Raw genomic sequence first — 20,151 nt, 5'->3', positions numbered from 1 at the left:
TGCCCTTGCATCCCGACGACGACAAGGACGCTTACGCGTTCCGAATCGATCTGTCCGCATTCGGGATACCTTCTGCGCGAGTGGTATTCGGCACAGACGCGTACACCGGCAGCAGGACGTTGCATGCAGACCTGCTGCCGATGGCGCTGTACAAGCGTAAGTAGGGTAGTGCGATCAGTGCTGTGCGGGCGGCAGTCCGGCACGGCGCTCGGCGAGGCGGCGCAGCCGTTCGTGTTCGAGCAGGAACAACGTGATGCTGATGCCGAAACAGAGTGCGGTCGCGCTGGATCCGAGAATGACCCACCCTGCGAATCCGTAGCCTGCCGCGGTGAGGGTGCAGGCCAACCCGACGATTCCGCACAGGAACAGGGCGATGCCGGGAATGTTGTAGGTGTCGGCGAGACTTTCGCCCGGCTTGCTGTGGTATGGCATAGGGGAAGACTTGTCGCTCATCGTGTTTCCTTCGCTGGTTGTCAGATGGTGGTCGGCGGTCGCGGATTACGCCCGCTCGTCGTTGAGAGCTCGATTGAGCAGTAGCCGCCGCTCGGCCGCGGCGACGGTGCGGCGGGCTGCCGCGGCGGCGTCCGGGGTGACCGAGATCGACGTAATCCCCATGCGCACGAGGTGTTCGGCGAATTCGGGGTGGTTCGACGGCGCTTGGCCGCACAGCGACGAGGTGATGCCGAGGCGGCGGGCGGTGGCGACGATGCGGGCGATGGCGTCGAGGACCGCCGGATCGGATTCGTCGAAGAGTTCGGCGCATTGCTCGGAATCACGGTCCACGCCGAGCATGAGCTGGGTCAGGTCGTTGCTGCCGATCGAGACACCGTCGACGCCGAGCCCGACGTACTCGGGCAGCCAGTGCACCACCGACGGCACTTCGGCCATCACCCAGCGGTGCAGGCCACGATGCGTGCCGAGCGGACTGGCATCGACCAGTTCGAGGCAGGCCTCCAGCTCCCAGCGGGTGCGCACGAAGGGAATCATCAGGTGCAGGTTCGGGGTCTGCTCGCGGACTCGGGCGAGGGCGGCGAGTTCCAGCGCGAAGAGTTCGGGCTCGCGGATGTAGCGGTAACAGCCCCGATAGCCGATCATCGGGTTGTGTTCGACCGGCTCGTACCGGCTGCCCCCGGTAAGCGCGCGGAACTCGTTGCTGCGCAAGTCTGTTGCGCGGTAGATGACCGGGCGTGGTTGGAAGGCGGCGGTGATCCGGTGCAGCGATTCGGCCATCCGGTCCACGAAATGCTGTTCCTCACCACGCGCGACGAGATCACGCGGGTGCCGGCCGTCGAGGGCGGTGGTGAGCAAGGTTTCGGCGCGCAGCAGCCCGACTCCGTCGACGTCGGTCTGCGCCACCTTCTCGGCGGCTTCGGGCAAGGCGAGGTTGACATAGATTCGGGTGGCCGTCGTCTCCGCGGTAGCGAGGGGGACAGGTTGAACTGTGACAGTGCTGGTGCCCGACGTCGGTTTGCCCGCACGAACCTCCCCGGCGGATCCGTCGACAGTCACCACGAGGCCGTTGCCGAGCACCGTGGTCGCGGTGCGGGCGCCCACGATGCAGGGCACACCGAGCTCACGCGCGACGATCGCCGCGTGGCAGGTCATGCCCCCGCTGTCGGTGACGATCGCCGCGGCACGGGTGAGGGTGGGCAGCCAGTCCGGGTTGGTCATCGGTGCGACCAGTACTTCACCGTCGCGCAGTGCCTGCCCCTGAGCGGGGGAGGACAGGACGCGTACCGTACCGGTGGCGGAGCCCGGGGCGGCGGCAAGCCCACGGACGAGGACCGGCAGTGGGATCGGGCCTGCGATGGGCTGCTGGGGGTTGTCGGGCAGCATTGTGATCGGTCGCGCCTGCACCAGCCAGAGGGTTTCGTCGTCGAAAGTCCACTCGACGTCCTGTGGTCGACCGTCGTGGTGCTGCTGGACGGCGAGTGCGAGACGCGCGACCGCGGTTGCCTGTGCGTCGTTCAGCACCGGCGCGTTGGTCCCGGTCAGATCGATCTGCCGATCGCCGTCGGGGCCGGCGACGATCTCGAAAGTTTGATGCCCCCTCCGGCTTTCGAGCAACGTGGGTCCGTCGGAGTCGAACAGATACGTGTCCGGTTCGGTGGCGCCGGACACCACCACCTCGCCTTGCCCGCGCGCGGCGTCGATGACGACTCGGTCGCGGCGGCCGGTGGCGGGGTCGGCGGTGAATGCCACGCCCGACTGCCGGGCGGCGACCATACGCTGCACCACGACGGCCATCTCGGGTCGCTGATGCATGCCACGCCTGGCCCGATATGTCACGACGCGGGGGCTGAACAGTGAAGCCCAGCACTCGATGACGGTTGTCAGCAGTTTGTCGTCACCGCGCACGTTGGTACGGGACACGTTCATACCGGCGAAGGAGGATGTGGCGCCGTCCTCGCCGATGGCGGAGGAGCGCACCGCTACCGTCACCTCGTCGCCGAGGGTGTGGTACGCGGACAGGATGGCGTCGGCAACCGCTCCGTCGATTTTCGCGGTGTGCACGAGTTCGCGCATGCGGCGGCACAATTGGGTGATTCGCGCGGTGTCGTCGATGGATTCAAGTGCCTCGGTGTGCAGCCGGTCCAGTTCGACGCCGTGCGGGCCTTTGGTGATCACCTCGTCATAGCACGAGCGGAGAACGACGAAACCGGGTGGCACGGGCAGCGCGGCGGCCACCAGTTCACCCAGATTCGCGCCCTTGCCGCCGGCCTTGTCCGCGTCGGCGAGCCGCAACTCGCTGAATCCGGCTACATAGTCGCCCATTTCGGCTCCGATCTCGGTATCTGATTGGTACTCAGCGTCTCTCGGAGCGCTGTTCGATCACTACCGCCGAAGGTCCCGACCCGATGCGCCGTTGGGCCTGGTTTCGTCCGGCGGCCGTCATCGCGGCGGTCAGGGGCGCACGGTTGCCGTGTTGGCTTTGGGCAGGCCGAGCGATTGGGCGATCATGGTCGACCAGGTGCGGATCGCGTGCCAGTTGCGCAGGTCGCCATAGCGGCCTCCGCCCATGAATCGGTAGAGCAGCCGCGCCCGCAGCGAGATGCCGGCCCGTTCATAGTGTCCGGCAAAGGCGCGATAGTCCCACGGGCTGACCGTTTCGCACAGGGCGGCAATCTTTTTCGGCACAATGGCACCGAGACGTCGACCGACCGGGCCGCGTAACGCCGGGCCGAGCCCGACGCTGAACAGCCACACATCGGACTTACGCAACTCGTCGCGATGGTTCCGCACAAACGCCTCGGCTTCAGGCAACAGGGCCATGTTGTGCACGGCGCTGCCCAGGATCACGCCGTCGAAGCGGGTCAGCTCGGGTGCGTGCTCGACGTCGCTGAGTTCTACCTCGGCGCCACGGTCGGTCAGATCCGCAGCGATGAACTCCGCGATATCGCGCGTGGATCCTTGGGCGGTCGCGTAGAGGACCGCGATTCTGATGGGTTTCGTTTCCATGCCTTCAGCGTGGCTCACCCGCCCATCGCCAGGTCAGAGCCGTGATGCCCGGCCGATAGGGACCAACGACCTCAGTGTGTGCCGGTCCGGCTGCGGTGGCGGGCACGCACCGCCTTGTGCGCGGTGTCGGCGAGCACGAGCACCGGAATCGCCAGGGCGGCGACCGACCAACCGAGCCAACTCGGCGGAGCTCCGCCCAGCAGGCCCGGTAGCGGCGGCAGCCAGAGGAAAGCGACCAGTAGCACCAGCTCGGCCGCTATCGCCCACAGCAGCAACGGATTTCCTCGCCAGCCGCGTGCCCCGACCCAGTGCGATTCGCTGCGGCAGGCGAAAGCGTTGGTCAACTGCCCGAGGACAACCGCGGTGAACAACGTGCCGGACGCCGTCGCGATCAGCCCGGGGTCGGCCGGGGCGCCGGGGCGCCAGCCGCCCGCCCCGAGGACCAGCAGGAAAGCGAGCATGCCGAGGCCCGCCTCGGCCGGTCCGAGCACGCCGAAGACCCGCCGCAGCAGTTTCGCGTCCATCAGGGTGCCGGTGCGTGCGGGCCCGGACATGGTGCGTGGGTTCGATGGTTCGACACCGAGCGCAAGGGCGGGCAGCATGTCCGTGCCGATATCGAGTGCGAGCACCTGTAATACAGTGAACCCCAGCGGTATTGCGCCACCCGATGCGGCCCACACGGCGAACGGGGCGAGCTCTGCGACATTGTCGGTCAGGTGGTAGGTGAGGAACCGCCGGATGTTCGCGAACGTCGCGCGACCGAGCTGGACCGCCGCGACGATGGTGCCGAAATGGTCGTCCAGTAGCACTAGGTCTGCTGCTTCCCGGGCGACATCGGTACCCGATGCCCCCATGGCGATGCCGATATCGGCCGAGCGCAGCGCCGGTCCGTCGTTGACGCCGTCGCCGGTCATGGCGACCACGTGTCCGTGCCGTTGTAGCGCCACCGCGATTCGCAACTTCTGTTCCGGCGCCACCCTGGCGACGACGACACCGTCGCGGTCGAGCAGGGCCGCCAGATCCGCGTCGTCTGCCGGAAGGTCTTTGCCTTCCACTATGATTCGGTCGGCCCCGAGCAGGCCGACCTCGGCGGCGATCGCTGCTGCGGTGCCGGGGTGATCGCCGGTGATCATGGCGATTTTGATGCCGGCGCGACGGCAAGCGGTGATCGCGTCGGCGACATCGGGCCGCGGCGGGTCCTCGAGTGCGATCAGTCCGAGCAATCGTGCGGGCCGGGCGGGATCGGCCGCGACTGCCACGGCGATCACCCGCAGCCCACGTGCCGCCATGCGGTCGACCTGCGCGCCGGCTGCGGCGACCGCAGGATCCGCGGGGTCGCAGAGCGCGAACACCGCTTCCGAAGCACCGGTGATGTGCTTACCGTCGGCGTCGGTGACCGACGCACGACGGGTGTGGGTGTCGAAGGACTCCCGGGCCGTGGCCGGTGGTGCGGGGCGCGCACCGGCGCGTGTGGCCAATACATGCACGGCGACTTCCATCGGGTCGCCCACCGGCAACCATCGGCCGCCGTGCTGGTGTGCGTGCGCATCGGGTGAACACCGTGCCGCCGAGTCGGCGGCACAGCGCGCGGCGGCGACCGCGGCTTCCGCACCGTTCAGCGTGCCTTCCGGGTTGTAGCCCGCACCGCGAACCGTGGTGCGGCCCTGAGGTGTCCACACCTCGACGGCCTCAGACGTACGCGGCCGTCCCGGCGTACCCGAGCGCGCACCGGGAGCAGATCACGCAGGCGCTCGGCGGCACGATCTGCACGGTACTCCTGCGCGAAGGCGAAACCACCGTTCAGCACGACGACCACCGCGATGGCCACGGCCAGTGCCGGCATACCGGCCAGCAATGCCAAACCGGCTGCCGCCCAGAGCATCAGGGCGAAGAAGTGGGTCAGTTGTGTCAGCAGGAGCAGGACCGGATTCGGTCGTGGTGGAGCGGGTAGCGTGTTCGGCCCGTCCCGGTGTAGTCGTGTGGCGGCCTCCGCCTCGGACAGACCACACCGAGCGGCAGTTGGCGTGTGGGTCGACGGATGCATGGTGTCAGCCTGCCTGTCTGTACTCGCGCGGGTCAGAGCCCTCGTACCCGGGTCAGCAGGACCAACGTCTCTCATAGAAACCGCTGGTGTCGCAGTGATTTGAAGGAGATGAAGCCTGCCGCCGCGGGCAGCCAGAATGTCGCAAGGCGGTAGGCGAGCACGCCCGCGACTGCCGGCGGGCCCGCGACGCCGCCGACCATCAAACCCGCGACCAGTGCCGCTTCGACCACACCCAGACCAGCCGGTGTCGGGCTGGCCGCACCCAGTGCGGACCCGCCGAGAAAGACCGCAGCGACCAGCGCCGCGGAAGCTTGCCCCCCGAACGCGTGCACGGCGAAACCGAGCGCCGAAATATAGGCGATATTGCTGCCGACCTGTCCGCCGATGAGCAGGACGGCACGCCGCGGCTCGCGCAGGATGCTGACCATGTCCCGCGCGGCGGTGTGTACATCGGCGAGCAAACCAGGACGACGCAGCAGCACTGCGACCGCGATGCCGAGTACGGTCATCACCGCGACGAAGGCGATCAGCAACGTCCACGCCGACGGCAGGGCCGCGGTGAGCAGCAGCCGGGTCTGCCCCAACCACACACCGACGGCGGCCAATTCGACGAGGTGCAGCACGACGCCGGACGTGATCGTGAGCGCCACGGCTGCGACCGCGGTGGCCCTGCTCAGACCACAGCGTTCCAGATATCGCTCGTTGACCGCGGTACCGCCGAGACCGTAAGGCATCAGGCGATTTGCGAACGACGTCGCCAGCTGCACATTCATGGTTCGACCGAACGCGAGCGGCTGCGGACTGGCGCCCGACAACGCCAGTGCCGCCGCCGCGTAGGACGCGGCCGACATCGCCAGTGCGCCCGCCAGCCATTGCCACTGCGCCTCATCGATGGTGCGCACGGTCTGGCCGAGCTGTCCGATCTGCGGCAACAGGACATAGGTGGCGAATATCGTCGCAGCGATCCAGCCCAGGGTGCGCCAGCGGAACCGCAGCAGCACCTCCGGTGGCGCGAGGGTGGTTTCGGTCGCATCGGCGACGGCGGTGCGCAACTGCACGAGCAGACCGCGCCGGTGCCGGACGGCACTACGCGTGGCGGTCGCCAAAGCGAGCGGTTGCAGCAAGGGGGCCGCTTCAGCCAGCGCGGCGGAGCCGAGGACGGTGCGAGCGGTATGCACCGCGCGCTCGGCGCCGACCTTCAGGCCCATCGATACGAGGAGCTCCGCGACATCGGCGGCGAGCCGACGATCCGAAGCGCCGGACTCACCGAAGCCGAAATCGACGATCCACGGCGTTCCGCGCTCATCGATGAGTATGTTGGCCAGCCGTAGATCGCGGTGGGCGATGCGGGCGGCCCGCAACAGAGCGAGCTGGCACCAGATGTCGGACAGCAGCTCGTCAGTGACCGGCTCGGGGACCGCGCGTGCGAAATTCCTTCCGGGGATTCGCGTTTCGGCGAGCCAGCCTTCGCCGTCGGGGGTGACACCGACCGACACGACCGTCGGGGTGCGCACGCCGGCTCGTTGCGCGAGCAAGGCGATGAAGGCCTCGTGCTCGGCTTCTTGTTTCGGTGTGGTGAAGGGAGTTTCGTCCTCGATCTCGCGGAACACCAAGTGCCGGAACAGTTTGAACAGCACATCGGAGTTGCGTTCGTGGTAGCCGATGACTTTGACGAACAGGTCCCCGGTCCCGTTCGCTGTGCTCACCAGGAACGGGCGTGAGCCGCGCGCGTCCAGTGTCACGGGAGCGACATGCAACGGTCGTAACCCGGCGGCGGCGAGGGCACGGTGCAGGGCGGGTGCCTCCGTGCGGTGCACCGGTGCGCCCCAGAGCAAGTGCAAGGCTGCGGCCACGGTCCAGCCGAGGGCGGCACCGCCGAAGACATCGAGGACGAGGTGGGCCCCGACGAAGACGCGCGACATCGCGACCACACCGGCGAGTGCCCAGACGATCCGGCGCCATGGTCGCGGCAACCAGGGCGCGGCCGCGGCGGCCAACGCGGCCGCGACGGCGGCGTGCCCGGACACGAAGCCGAGGCCGCCCTGTTCGGTGCGCAGGTTCAGTTCATCGAGCAGGACATCCGGGCGTGCCCGGCCGATCAGTGACTTGATCTCGATCGCAAGCAGGTACGCCAGGGTTCCGGCGGCGGCGAGGTCGCGCGCCAGCCTGACCCTTCGCGTGCACAGCGCCGCGACGGCAGCCACCCCGACCGCGCCGATGGTGCCCAACTGCATGACGACGAACAGGATCGGCATCACCCAGGAGGGAAGATCATTGATCACCCGGAACAGGTCGATCTCAAGCGCGGGCACCTCCGTGTGCCGTGCGACGAGTGACGAAATGGTCAGTGCCGCAACACCGAGCGCGACCCGAACGGCATCGCCCAGATGGCGTTGAACAATGCGTGGGTAGGTCTCGCTCGGGGTCTGTGCGGTGAGCGCCTGTACTGCTTCGGCCGTCATCGTTTCGTCTTTCGTCGGTGTCCTGAACTGTCGCAAGCCGGAACACCGCTCGAACAGGGGACTTCGGCTCGCCCGCCGAGGACCATCGGCCTACGGGTCGCGGCGTCTGGCCAGGACGCCCAGCACCAGGTCGATCGAGCCGCCCACGGCAAGACCGGCACCCGCGCCGCCGATCACATCGAGCGGTGTGTGGGCTCCGAGATAGACCCGTGCCAGAGCGGCGACGACTGCGATCGACAGCACGGTCATCCTGGCGCGGCGTCGCAGATACGGCCCCAGCAACGCGACCGTGCCGAACAGGAGGATCGCGTGCCCGGACGGAAACCCCGCCCCCAGTGTCGGCACATCGCGCAGGATCGTCTCCGGCCACCGTGCGCCCGGACGAGGCTGGTACACAATCTCTTTCAACACCTCGCGTTCGACGACGAGCTTCGCCGGAATCAACAGCAGCAAGCCGATGGCCAGCCGGGATCTGCCGGTGTAGAAAGCGAGCGCGGCGACGACGGCGGGCGCGACCAGCACCCCCGTCAATTGAGCGAACCAGAGTGGTGGTTCGAGCAGGTCGGGTAGCGCGTTGATACGGAGAAAAGCGGCGCGGTCGGCTTGCGCGGCCACTGGCCACGCGGTGGCCGCTACGCAGAGCGCCGTGAGGGCCGAGCCGCCGAGCACGAGCCACACATCATTCGCCTGGCGTCGTTTCCCTACTGTCGCGTCCATTCACAGGTTCTCCTCAGTGTCTTGCTCGGCGCGGGTCGAAGTGATTCCACGGACCAGCTTCCGACGCTCAGATCCTTCGTCAAAGAGCCGAAAGTTGTTCACGCGGTGGAGTAACGGTCCTTTGCGCAACGGGCTGCGCTGGTGGTGCTCACCGATCGGAGTCCGAGACGGTCCGATGCTCTAGTGGCTTTGGTCCTTTTCCGTGGCAGACGACGGTAGGTGCCACCGGTTACCCGATGCTCTACCTGTTGCCGACCTGAACGGGTGGAATCGATGGCGTCCGAGGACATTTCATCGAGGAGGAACCATGAGTCTGCTTCCCGCCCATCGCGAATCGTTGCTGCCTGATCTGAATGATCTGTGGAACTCGTTCGCGCCCACCGGAATGGCACCGATTTTCGGCTCGCACCTGTTGCGGGTCGAGGACGCGGTCGAGGACGGGCACTATGTCGTGCGCGCGGAGATGCCGGGAATCGATCCGGCCAAGGACGTCGAGGTGTCGATCCGGGGCCGGCAGTTGACGCTCAAGGCCGAGCGCACCGAAAAGCACGAGGAGAAGGGGCGTTCGGAGTTCAGCTACGGATCGTTCTATCGCTCCGTGACGCTGCCGCACAACGCCGAGGAAGACGGTATCGAGGCGAGCTACGCCAAGGGCATCCTCACCGTCAGCATTCCACTCGGTGAACCCAAGGAAGTCGCGAAGAAGGTCGAGGTCAAAGAGGCAGAGTAGATCACGGCGGACGCTGTCCACCGGCGGGCAGCCCGGGCGGTGGACAGCAGCATCTCGGGTGCACGAGTGTCGACCAGGTCACCGGAGACACTCTGACCGTCGCGGTCGCTACCAGTGGGCACGTGGCCGTAGTGGAGCGCTTCGCCGTGACCGGCGTCGAATGCTGAGGCCGAGCCTCGGAACGGAAAGATCTATGATGTCCGAATTGGGCCCGCTGGACTCGGGTTTCATGGAATTGGAGGACGGCGACCGGCATGTGAGCGTCGGGATCGGCGCCGTCGCGATCCTTGCGGGATCACCGCCGACGAGAGCCGAACTCGTGGCGGAGTTGGCGGCGCGACTGAACGTCGACGCCCGTCTCCAGCAGAAGGTGCGCCGCGCACCGTTCGATATCGCTGCACCGGTGTGGGTGGCGGACTCGAATTTCGATCTAGCGCACCATATTCGGTGGTTGGCCTTACCTGAGCCGGCGGACGAGGCGGCGCTGTGCGAATTGGTCGCCGAGGTGATGGAGGAACGGCTGGATCGGGATCATCCGCTGTGGCAGTGCATCGTCGTCGAGCGTCTCGCCGGCGATCGGTGGGCGATGATCGTGAAGGCGCACCACAGCATGGTGGACGGGATCTCCGGCATCACGCTGTTCGAACGACTCTGTGATGCCCCGCTCGGCCGGCGGCTGACCGCCGTGCCGAACGGTGTCGACAAGCCTCCGGCGTGGGATCACCTACTGCTGAATGTGTTGCGACTGCCCGTGACGGCGCCACGGTTCGCGGTGCGCACCCTGCGCGCGGCCGTGCCGTTGGTGCTGTCGGCTGCGTTGCCCGCCGCCGGGTCCTCGCTGAACGGTTCGATCGGGCGGCAACGTCGGTACGCCGTTGCCCGCACCACTCTGCCCGTCGTCCGGGAAATCGGCGCGGCCTTCGGCGCCACGGTCAACGACGTCGTCCTGGCCGCCGTGGCCGCGGCGTTCCGCACCGTCTTGGTGGCTCGAGGCGAGGAACCGACAGCGGACAAGCTGCGGATTCTCACACCGGTCTCCGTGCGCGCGGAGGACGCGAAAGGCATTCTCGACAACCGGGTTTCGGCGATGCTGCCGCTGCTTCCGATCGAGTCCGCCGATCCGGTCGAGCAACTGGCTCTGGTGCACAGCCGGATGAGTGCACACAAGGCGAGCGGTGAGGCAGCAGCCGCGAACTCCTTTCTCACCCTGGCCCGCTGGCTGCCATTCGCCTCCATCGCGTGGACTGTGCGCTTGGTGTCCCGATATCCGCAGCGCGGTATTTCGGGCTTGGCCACGAATGTGCCCGGGCCGCGGCGTCGACTGTACCTTTACGGCCGGGAAGTACTGGAGATCCTGGCCTATGTGCCGATCGCGATGCGCGTGCGCACCGGTATCGCCATTCTGAGCTACAACGATCAACTGCGATTCGGCATCACCGGCGATTACGACAGCACTCCGGATCTGCCCCTGCTCGCCGCACGTATCGAGGAAGCCATCGACCACCTACTGCAGCGTGCTCGGGAAGTCGCGCAGACCTGATCAGTTCGGCGGGCGCGCGATGATGACCGGGCAATCGGCCGCGTGCAGGACCGCCTGGCTGACCGAGCCTAGGGTCATGCCCGCGAAACCGCCGCGGCCATGGCTGCCGACCACGATCAACTGGGCTTGTTCGCCCTCTTCGAGGAGTCGTTCGGCTGGTTGCCCCTCGGCGACAATCCGTTCCACCGCGAGGTCGGGATACCGATCGGCATAGCCGGCCAGCGCCTCCGACAGCAAAGCGGTTGCCTCGGTCTGCATCTCGGCATGCGGAAGGTACCGATGGAATTCCGACCAGGTGAGTACGGCGCGGACCGGCACGTTGCGGCGGAACGCCTCGTCGAAGGCGATCTCGACGGCGCGGGTGCTACACGGCGATCCGTCGACGCCGACCACCACCGGCCCGCGCACGCGCCGCGCCGAATACCTTTCGGGCTCGGGCACGATCGCGACCGGGCAGTGCGCATGCCGGGCTAGTGCGGTACTCACTGACCCGAGTAGGCCGCGCCGAAAAGCACCGGCGCCGCGTGTGCCGACCACCAGTAGCCGCGCATCCTTCGAGCAATCCAGGAGAGCGGGGATCGGCGGAGCTTCGACCAATAGGGTTTCGATGACGAGTTCATCGACGGCTTCGGCTGCCGCCGTGGCGAATCGGCGGGCCGCTGCGAGCGTTGTGCCGCAGGCGGCGAGGTACTCGTCATGGTCGATCCGGCGGAAGTCGACCCCGGGCCCGAAGTCGGCCCGTGCGCCCGCGGCGAACACGATATGCAGCGGTGCATTGTGGTGCACGGCGTCGGCGGCGGCCCAGCGCAAGGCCTCGTCGGCCGCGCCGGATCCGTCGATGCCGGCTACCACGGGTGGGTTGATGCTGTTGGTGGACATGGAGTTTCGTCTTTCTCGAAAAGGAATGTCTACTTCGGTCGCACGACCATGACCGGACAGTGCGCGCGCTGGATCAGGGCCTTGCTGGTGGAGCCGAGCAGCAAGCCGCGGAATCCGCCGCGGCCCCGGCTGCCGACGACGACGAGTTGGGCGGAGCCGGACCAGTCGATCAAGGCGCGTCGGGGACCGAACGGGTACACCTTGCGGATGACCTGCACGTCCGGATACTTTTCCGGCCAGCCGGCGAGTTGCGCGCCGATAACGGCCTGCCCGGCGAGCTGGACGCCGTTGTTGGGGAGCCGATGCGGGACCTCGGAGAACCGGTCGAAGAACGGATCACCCCAGGCGTGTACGGCCACCAATTGAGTGCGACGCTCACTCGCTTCGGCGAACGCCGCTGCGACGGCGGGCTCGCTGTACGCGGTGCCGTCGAGGCCGACGACCACGGGGCCGACCCGGCGCGTCTGCTGTTCGGTGCCGGTATCGCGGACGACCACGATGCTGCCCTGACCGTGGTCGACTACTGCGGTCAGCGTAGAACCGAGATACCCGAGCGCAGTGCGATTGCCGGAGGTGCCGAGTGCGACAAGGTACGCGCTGCTCGAGTGACGGATCAGCAGGCGTGCCGGATTAGCCTCGGAGACTTCGGTTTCCACATCCAGCGACGGATCGATCTGGTGGGCCAGGCTACGGGCGGACACTACGAGATCGATACCGTGCCGACGGATTCTGTCGACCACAGCGGGCACCATCGTGTTGTAGATCCCGAGCAACTCCGCTGACGACGCCAGATCGAGGCCGTGTGCGATATGCAGCCGCCGGTTGTGTCGAGAGGCCGTCTCGGCGGCCCAGCGGACGGCGAGATCGGACGCTTCGGAACCATCGACGCCGACGACCACGGCGGCGGTGGCCGATCGCCGTGGGTCGTGGGTGGGGGAGGTGGACATGAGCGGATTCCCTTCGGGTCCCGTATTTCTGGTACCCGTAGGTTAGGAATCCGACGTGGGTCGACACGTCTGTCGTTGGTCCCGACTATGCGGGTCCAAAGGCCGCAGATATCGCTCTTGGTCAGGCTCCCCGTGGGGGCTGCACCGGCAGTGGCGCGGACCAGCGCAGGGTCGTCCCGCGATCGGTACCCCGTTCGATGTCGAAGCGACCGCCGGCTTGCTCGGCGCGGGTCGCGAGATTGTTCAACCCGCTCATGCGGGACAGTTCCTCGGGCAGGCCGTCGCCATCGTCGGTGATCTCGATGGTGACGTCGTCGCGGACCGCGAGATTGATCGATACCGTGGTCGCCGCCGCATGCCGCACCACGTTGCTGACGGCTTCGCGCAGCACCGCTTCGACGTGCTCGGACAGCGGCGGTGCCAGCACCGACACCGGTCCGGCGAGCCGTATCGTCGTGCGCAATCCACTGTCCTCGGTCATCTCGGCAATGATCGAATGCAGTTTCTTGCGCAGGGTCGGCGCATCCGCGCTGGTGCTGCTGTGCAGGTCGAAGATCGAGTGCCGGATCTCCTGCACGATGGACTGGATGTCTTGGATGGTCTCGGTGAGCCTGGTCTTGACCTCGGGCGTGCGGGCCCGCTGCGCCGTGCTCTGTAGTGACAGCCCGACCGCGAAGAGTCGCTGGATGACGTGATCGTGCAGATCGCGGGCGATGCGGTCGCGATCGGAGAGCACGTCGAGTTCGCGCATGCGTCGTTGCGTGGCCGCCAATTGCAGCGCCAACGCGGCTTGATCGGAGAACGCAGCCATCATCGCCTGCCCGGCGGCGTCAAGGGGTTGCGATTCCGCGGGCCGGAGCGTGACCAGCACCCCGATGACGGTGTTCTCGGCGCGCAGCGGGAGCACCAGCGCGGGACCGAAGTCGGTGGCGAATTCCAGCAGCGGCCGATACATCAGCTGATCGGTGGCGACCACCTCACCGGACCGGAACGCGATGCCGGAATGCGACTCCGACACCGGAATTCGCTGTCCATGGAGTTTGTTCGACCCGTTGCCCGCAGCGGCGACGACGACGAGTTCACCGACCTCGTCGTGTGGGATGTCGGGGTCGTCGGGGAGGGCGAGAAACGCGGTCGCGGATTGGGTGAGCTCCAGCGCTCGGTCGGCGACCAACTCCAGTACCTCGCCCGGGTCGCCGCCGCCGAGCAGTTGGGTGGCCACATCCTGGGTAGCCTCGAGCCATTGCTGGCGGATGCGGGACTGCTCGTAGAGGCGCGCGTTGGCGATGGCGGTGCCGGCTGCCGCGGCGAGGGCTTGGACGATGACCTCGTCGTCCTCGGTGAATTCTTGGCCGCCCGCTTTTTCGGTGAGGTAGAGGTTGCCGAATACTTCGTCGCGTACCTTGACCGGCACGCCGAGGAAGGTGTGCATCGGCGGATGATGTTCGGGGAAGCCCACCGAGGCGGGGTGGGTCGAAAGATCGGTCAGCCGTATGGGTTTGGGTTCTTCGATGAGTACGCCGAGCACACCGTGTCCGCGCGGGAGGTCGCCGATCAGTACCCGGGTGCGGTCGTCGATGCCTTCGTAGACGAATTCGGCGAGTTGCAGGCTGTCCCTGTCGGTTTCGCGGACGCCGAGTGCGCCGTAGCCGGCGTCGACGAGTTCGATGGCGGTGTGCACGATGGTGCGCAGGGTGTTGTCGAGGTCCAGGCCTGCGGTGACCACCAGCATCGCCTCGATCAGCCGGTCCATCTGGTCGCGCACGCCCACTATCTGGGCGATGCGTTCCTGGACCTCGGCGAGCAGTTCGCGCAGGCGCAGCTGGGACAGTGTCTCGATGACGGGGCTCTGCCCAGGTGTCTCAGAAGCGGGCGCCTTGCCTTCCATCTGGGTCATCTTTCCACGCGTCGCCGCCGGACGCGATGGGCTGACCAGGCACTCCGTCCTCGGTTAGCAGGCAGCGACTCATTCCCGCAGCGGTGGTGTGTTGAGCTTGGAGGCGATGACGGCGGCTTGGGTCCGTCGCTCCACCCCGAGCTTGGACAATAGTCGGGAAACATAATTCTTCACGGTCTTCTCGGCCAGGAACATGCGTGCGGCGATCTGCCGGTTGGTCAGCCCTTCGCCGAGCAGTTCGAGCAGGATGCGCTCTTGATCGGTCAGCCCGGTCAGGGGCCCGGCTTTGTCCTCGGCTTCCTCGCGGAGTTTGGCCATGAGCGCGGCCGCCGCTCGATTGTCGAGCAGTGAGCGTCCGGCGCCGACCTCGCGAATCGCGTCGACGAGTTCGGTGGTGCCGATGTCTTTGACCACGTATCCGCTGGCGCCGGCGAGGATCGCGTCGAGCATCGCCTGCTCGTCGGTGAACGAGGTCAGGATCAGACAGCGCAGGCCGGGGTGCTGGTCGAGTAGTTCGCGGCATAGTTCGATGCCGTTGCCGTCGGGTAGTCGTACGTCGAGGACGACGACGTCGGGGCGCAGTGCGGGGATGCGCGCCATCGCCTGGGATACGGTGCCGGCCTCGCCGATCACCTCGAGGTCGGGTTCGGCGTCGATCAGGTCGGCGACCCCGCGTCGCACGATGTGATGGTCGTCCACCAAGAAGACTGTGACCATTCCGGTGCACCTCTCTGAGCAGTTGACTCAGCCTACGAACATTTTGTCCCTCGTGTCGCGGACTTGGTCCTTCAATGGGTGACCAAAGTCCCTTGACATATCCGTAGGGGTCGAGTTCTGCCAGGCCCGGTACGCGCTGGCGATCGTGTCCTCGAGCGGCAGCTCGGTGTCGAGGACGATGGCCTGCGGCCACGGCGCGGTCGCGGCAGACATCGCTGCGGCGATGTGTGGTGTGGCATCGGAGTCGCTGGACCCACGCTGGCTGATCCGTCGACCGGCCACCTCGGGGGCGCACACGCAGTGCAACTGGACCAGGTCGGCGTGGACGTCGACAGCGAGTTCCGTGGCGCGTTGCCGTTCGCTCGCATCGATCCAGCTGGCATCGAGAACCACTGGTACTCCAGCACAGAGCAGGAGGCGGGCCCTGGTCAGCAGCTCGGTGTAGACCCGAGCCTTGTTCGCCGCGGAATACGCTCCCGCCTCGAAGGTTCCGCTGCCGCCGAGGACTGCACCGGTGCTACGCAATTGTTTGCGTACCTCGTCGCTGGAACAGAGGGCCGCACCGGTGGCCGCTGAAAGATCCTTGGCCACAGTGGATTTTCCGGTACCGGGCAGGCCGCCGACCAACACCAGTCGAACGGCGCCGGTTTCGAGATGGCGAGCAGCTATACCCAAATGCCGGTGCACCCGGTCGCGCGCAGCAGTGTCGCCTTGGTCGAAGCGAATCGCGTCGACTTTTGCCCGGACCAGGGCGCGGTAGGCGATGTAATGATCACGTAGCGATCGCGGCGCCGGGTCCGCGGTGATCAGCAAGTAGTCGTCCAGTAGTTGCGCACCCAGAGCGGAATGGCCGCGGAACTCCAGATCCATTGCCAGGAAGGCGATGTCGTCCAGGCAATCGACGTAGCGCAAGCGGTCGTCGAAGTCCAGGCAGTCCAGCACGCGGAAGCCGTCGGCCAAGTCGAAGATGTCCTCGGCGAGCAGGTCGCCGTGTCCGTCGACCATGCGGCCGTCCGCAATCCTGTTCAGCAGCAATGACTCTCGTCCGTCCAGATATCGCATCGCCAGCCCGTCGACCCGGTCGACCACCTGTTGATCCGCCACCGGCTGTTCGGCGAGGCTGCTCAGGAGGATCTTCCACCGGCGACGCAGTGCGTCCGGCGTACCTTCCTCGTCGATCTCCGGACTGCGTCCGGCGCTGTGATGGAACAGCGCGAGCACCTGGACCAGCGCAGACAATCTCGCACGCGAGAGCGCAGGATCATCGAGGATGTTCGACAGCCTGCGCTGCTCCGGCATCCGGCGCATGAGCACGATCGGTTCATCCGGCCCGCCGGCCGGATCGGTGAGGTGTGCCACGCCGAGGTACACATCAGGCGCCAGCCTGCGGTTGAGTTCGACCTCACGGGCACACGCGCGTTCGCGCAGCGCAGGAGTGCTGAAGTCGAGAAAGTCGGTGCGCAGTGGTTTTTTCGCCTTGTACGCCCGATCGCCGAAGAGCACCACCAACCCGGTGTGCGTCTCTCGCAATTCTGCGCGCGGTCCGTAATCGAGCATGGTGCACAGCCTTTCGGAGGATTCGTTTCCTGTAGCCAGGATCACTCCGGGTGGCCGTGCCCGGCGATGGCCGAAGGTCATGAATGCCATGGGTCTTGCGGATCGTTTCCTGAAGTCCCTCGACTTCAGGACCTGCTGCTCTTACCCGCCTCGTGGGTGACTGGCAGCGTGGTCCCCGACTAGGAAAGGACGATCGACGATGAATTACGGATGGCCCGAGGATGATGCGTTGCGTGCGGCAGTCGTGCTCGCGACACGGGCGCCATCTGTCCGCAATTCGCAACCGTGGCGATTCCGCGTCGGCGATCACCGCATCGACCTATACCTTGACCCGGTCCAGGTACCGGCGCCGACCGATTCGGCCCAACGCGACGCCGTCTCGAGTTGTGGTGCCGCACTGCATCATCTTCGGATCGCGTTGGCGGCCGCAGGGTGGTCGGCAGTTGTGCGTCGGTTGCCGAACCCAGCGGATGCGGACCACCTGGCCTCGCTGCGCTTGGTGCCGCATCGACCGACCATGATCGAGTTGGCGCTCGGTAACGCGATTCCCCGCCGGCAGACAGACCGGCGCAGCTTCAGTTCAGAGCTCATCCCACCCGGAAGTGTGGGCCTCGTGCGTGAACGGGCGCACGCGCACGGGGTCACGGTCCGGCAGGCCCTGGGCACAGAGCGTGAGCAGTTGGTCGAAGTGCTGGCCACGGCTGCGGCGCGCAATGCGGGCACCGACCGTAATCGGACTGCGCTCGGTAGCGAATCCGACTGTGCCGAACTCTTGGTGCTCGGCACAGCGGCCGACGACCGGCTGGCGCAACTGTGTGCCGGTGAGGCGCTCAGCGCAGTGCTGCTGACCGCGACGAACATCGGTTTGGCCTCCTGTGCGCTGAACGAATCACTGCGGGACGCCGATCTTCGGCAGTGCGTCCGCGCCCGGGTCCTGAACGGCCGAGGTCACCCTCAATCGGTGGTGAAGATCGGGTGGGCGCCAACCGACACCATCACACCCCCGGTTACCCCACGTCGCCAACTGTCCGACGTTCTCGACCTGTTCGGCGCGGTGTCCTGAACGCGGTACCTACATCATCAGGTCTCGGGTGCGATTTCTCGGGTGCTCCGGCTGGAAGTCGAAGACTTCGGACAGCGGGCGCCGCGGCGATGCGGTGACCGTCGTGTCGTCGGGGGCATTGCCGACTCGGACGACGACCTGCGCCGCACCGGGCCGGGAAAGTAGTTCGGCCAGAACAGATCTGGTAGCGGTGAGTTCGGTGAGGTGGGTCAGTTCACAGGTAGCCAGACCGCGTGCCGTGCATTCCAGCAAGATGTTGGACAGTGTCTCCCCGGTGTGCAGCCATTGCGTGAACGAGTCGCCGGTGGAACTGAGCAACAGCAGACGGGAACGGTCTTCGAGACCGGATCGCCGGTTGGCGTACGGGGCAAACGGAAAGGCCCGTCCCACGGGCGTTCGGGCCGCTTCGGCCGACGATGTGAGTGCGCTTGCGGGTATCCCACGTGACTCCGACGATCCACTCCACCAGTGCAATTCGTCCTGGTACGCGGTGTCGTATCGACGCAGCGCGGTAATGTGACGTGTGGCCTCGGCCAATCGAGGACGGTCGCCGTCGGTGATTTCGTCTACCACCACCTGGTGTGGCCGAGCGAGTTCACGCGCGGTCGCGAGCACATCCGGCCAGTGGTCGGGCGGCAGCATCGGCAGTCGGTCGGTATGTCGCCGGGGTATGGCGCGGACTCGTGCCGCGGTCCTGTTCAACGGACCGCTCCACGGTCGAAACCGCAGAGCGGCAAGCAGTTCCGGGCAGCCCGGCTGCGGGATGCGAGTGATATGGGCGAACCAGCCCATGGACACGAAGGCTTGCCGAGCATGATCGAGCGCCGCGCCGCAGCTGATGATCGACTGCCGGTACTGCGGGTCTCCGGCGGGCAACTGCCGCGTGGTATCGCGGTAGAGCAACAACTTCGATCCGTCGAATACCCAGTGCCAGGGCTGTGTGTTGTGCACCGACGGTGCTCGGCAGGCGAGGGCCAGCGCGGTGCGAACCACGGACAGGCTGGGGGTGGTCGAGCCGTCGGGTACGGTCATGGCTCCGGCTGCTCTCGGCGAAACGACAGGATGTCGGAGACCGGTCGGCGATGCGACATCGGAGTGGCTTCGTCATCGTCCGGTGCAGTGCCGACTCGGATTACGACCTGCGGCGTTACCGAGTGGCCGAGCAGGTCGGCGATGGCCTTGCGCGCGGTCGGTAGTTCGGTGATGTGGGTCAGCGCGCAACTGACCTGTTCGGCAACAGTGCATTCCAGCAGTACCGCCGACAGTGCCTCGCCGCTGCGTAGCCACGCCGACACGGAGTCGCCGGTAGAACTGAGCACCATCAGTTGGGCCTGGTCTTCGACGTCCGCGCGCCGCGACGAATGCGGCGCAGCGGGGAACGTACGAGCTACCGGGACCCGGGCGGCCTCGGCGTCCGAGATGAGTGCGCTGCGGGGCACGCCCTCTGGCGCATGCGAATGCCCACTCCACCAATGTAATTCGGCCTGGTACTCCATGTCGTAGCGGCGCAGCGCCGTCGCGTGCTGCGAGGCGGCAGCCAGCCGCGCGCCGGCGCCGGTGTCGAGGACATCGATCTGAATGTCGTGCGGATTGGCGAGCATCCGCGCGGCGTGCACGAGCTCGGCCCAGTGCTGTGGTGCCAGCATGGGCAGCCGGTCGGTGCGGCGCCGTTCGATAGCGCGGGCGCGCGCGTGGACCCCGGCGGGCGGATCCGGCCACGGGCGGAACTCGATGGTCGCCAGGTGATCGAGACTATCCGGGTCCGGCAATCGAACGGTATCGGTGTGCCAGCCGAACTCGGCGAATACGGTGCGCAGATGGTGCAGTACCGCGCCACAGCTGATGACCAGCTGCCTGCCGTGCGGATCGGTCGAGGTCAGCAGGCGTTCGTTGTCGCGATACAGGTGCAGGCGCGTGCCGTCGAACACCCAGCGCCACGGCTGGGTGTTGTGCACCGAAGGCGCACGCCCGGCCTGCCGCACAGCCGCCGTGATCGTCGGCCGATCCGGTACGAATGTTTCGGGAGATGCGTCGCTTACGGTCATGCATCGAGTGTCCGCCGCCGAAATGGCAGGAACTACGGGACTTCCGCCCGTACCGGAAGGCACAAAGTCACCCGGGATCCGGCGCTGTGCTGTC

16 protein-coding genes and 1 pseudogene are annotated in these 20,151 nt (G+C 66.8%); 3 read left to right on the top strand and 14 right to left on the bottom strand.

Going from position 1 to position 20,151, the window contains the following annotated elements:
* Positions 1 to 174: 174 nt before the first annotated feature.
* The 7 genes and pseudogenes from NVU01S_RS34120 to NVU01S_RS34095 all read right to left on the bottom strand — a co-directional run bounded on the left by NVU01S_RS34120 (position 175) and on the right by NVU01S_RS34095 (position 8,634).
* Positions 175 to 453: a hypothetical protein gene (locus NVU01S_RS34120; protein ID WP_043674971.1), complete on the bottom strand. Its 279-nt coding sequence runs from the start codon at positions 451 to 453 to the stop codon at positions 175 to 177.
* Between the two features lie 45 nt (positions 454 to 498).
* Positions 499 to 2,775, bottom strand: a complete 2,277-nt coding sequence (ppsA, locus tag NVU01S_RS34115) for a phosphoenolpyruvate synthase (protein WP_043674974.1) — start codon at positions 2,773 to 2,775, stop codon at positions 499 to 501.
* A 129-nt stretch (positions 2,776 to 2,904) separates the two neighbouring features.
* On the bottom strand, positions 2,905 to 3,477 hold the full coding sequence (locus NVU01S_RS34110; RefSeq protein WP_244467358.1) for a flavodoxin domain-containing protein: 573 nt from the start codon (positions 3,475 to 3,477) through the stop codon (positions 2,905 to 2,907).
* A 53-nt stretch (positions 3,478 to 3,530) separates the two neighbouring features.
* Positions 3,531 to 4,904: pseudogene (locus NVU01S_RS34105) on the bottom strand (HAD-IC family P-type ATPase); the annotation flags it as partial.
* Between the two features lie 170 nt (positions 4,905 to 5,074).
* Positions 5,075 to 5,503 carry a cation-transporting P-type ATPase gene (locus NVU01S_RS45495; RefSeq protein WP_373864232.1) on the bottom strand — a complete coding sequence of 143 codons (429 nt, stop codon included), beginning with the start codon at positions 5,501 to 5,503 and terminating at the stop codon, positions 5,075 to 5,077.
* Positions 5,504 to 5,574: 71 nt separating this feature from the next.
* Positions 5,575 to 7,965, bottom strand: coding sequence for a lysylphosphatidylglycerol synthase domain-containing protein (locus NVU01S_RS34100; protein ID WP_043674976.1), 2,391 nt, complete (start codon positions 7,963 to 7,965; stop codon positions 5,575 to 5,577).
* A gap of 90 nt (positions 7,966 to 8,055) precedes the next feature.
* Positions 8,056 to 8,634, bottom strand: a complete 579-nt coding sequence (locus tag NVU01S_RS34095; protein ID WP_244467359.1) for a phosphatase PAP2 family protein — start codon at positions 8,632 to 8,634, stop codon at positions 8,056 to 8,058.
* A 355-nt stretch (positions 8,635 to 8,989) separates the two neighbouring features.
* Between NVU01S_RS34095 and NVU01S_RS34090 the strand changes: the two genes are divergently transcribed.
* Positions 8,990 to 9,412, top strand: a complete 423-nt coding sequence (locus NVU01S_RS34090; protein WP_043674982.1) for an Hsp20/alpha crystallin family protein — start codon at positions 8,990 to 8,992, stop codon at positions 9,410 to 9,412.
* Positions 9,413 to 9,605: 193 nt separating this feature from the next.
* On the top strand, positions 9,606 to 10,952 hold the full coding sequence (locus NVU01S_RS34085) for a wax ester/triacylglycerol synthase family O-acyltransferase (RefSeq protein WP_244467360.1): 1,347 nt from the start codon (positions 9,606 to 9,608) through the stop codon (positions 10,950 to 10,952).
* On the opposite strand, the gene NVU01S_RS34080 is transcribed toward NVU01S_RS34085, so the two are convergent.
* From NVU01S_RS34080 to NVU01S_RS34060, 5 genes are all read right to left on the bottom strand, one after another.
* Positions 10,953 to 11,831, bottom strand: coding sequence for a universal stress protein (locus NVU01S_RS34080; protein ID WP_043674985.1), 879 nt, complete (start codon positions 11,829 to 11,831; stop codon positions 10,953 to 10,955).
* 29 nt (positions 11,832 to 11,860) lie between these two features.
* A complete protein-coding gene (locus NVU01S_RS34075; protein WP_043674987.1) occupies positions 11,861 to 12,778 on the bottom strand; it encodes a universal stress protein in 918 nt (305 codons plus the stop codon).
* A 121-nt stretch (positions 12,779 to 12,899) separates the two neighbouring features.
* The gene (locus NVU01S_RS34070; RefSeq protein ID WP_043675145.1) at positions 12,900 to 14,666 is read right to left on the bottom strand and encodes a GAF domain-containing sensor histidine kinase; all 1,767 of its coding nucleotides are present in this window, start codon (positions 14,664 to 14,666) and stop codon (positions 12,900 to 12,902) included.
* Between the two features lie 78 nt (positions 14,667 to 14,744).
* Positions 14,745 to 15,392, bottom strand: a complete 648-nt coding sequence (locus NVU01S_RS34065; RefSeq protein WP_014984441.1) for a response regulator transcription factor — start codon at positions 15,390 to 15,392, stop codon at positions 14,745 to 14,747.
* Between the two features lie 27 nt (positions 15,393 to 15,419).
* Entirely contained in the window at positions 15,420 to 16,949 is a 1,530-nt protein-coding gene (locus NVU01S_RS34060; RefSeq protein WP_052280881.1) for a bifunctional aminoglycoside phosphotransferase/ATP-binding protein, read from the bottom strand.
* 613 nt (positions 16,950 to 17,562) lie between these two features.
* On the opposite strand from NVU01S_RS34060, the gene NVU01S_RS45070 reads away from it, so the two are divergent.
* Positions 17,563 to 18,012, top strand: a complete 450-nt coding sequence (locus NVU01S_RS45070) for a hypothetical protein (RefSeq protein WP_244467361.1) — start codon at positions 17,563 to 17,565, stop codon at positions 18,010 to 18,012.
* A 9-nt stretch (positions 18,013 to 18,021) separates the two neighbouring features.
* On the opposite strand, the gene NVU01S_RS34050 is transcribed toward NVU01S_RS45070, so the two are convergent.
* Positions 18,022 to 19,044: an Acg family FMN-binding oxidoreductase gene (locus tag NVU01S_RS34050; protein ID WP_043674993.1), complete on the bottom strand. Its 1,023-nt coding sequence runs from the start codon at positions 19,042 to 19,044 to the stop codon at positions 18,022 to 18,024.
* Positions 19,041 to 20,057, bottom strand: coding sequence for an Acg family FMN-binding oxidoreductase (locus tag NVU01S_RS34045; RefSeq protein WP_052280882.1), 1,017 nt, complete (start codon positions 20,055 to 20,057; stop codon positions 19,041 to 19,043). Before NVU01S_RS34045 ends, NVU01S_RS34050 begins: the two co-directional genes overlap by 4 nt.
* Between the last annotated feature and the right edge of the window lie 94 nt (positions 20,058 to 20,151).

The sequence above is a fragment of the Nocardia vulneris genome (assembly GCF_001613425.1).
GTDB lineage: Bacteria > Actinomycetota > Actinomycetes > Mycobacteriales > Mycobacteriaceae > Nocardia > Nocardia vulneris.
The sequence above is the reverse complement of the archived record's forward strand: the minus strand, read 5'-3'. Positions and strand labels throughout refer to the sequence as shown.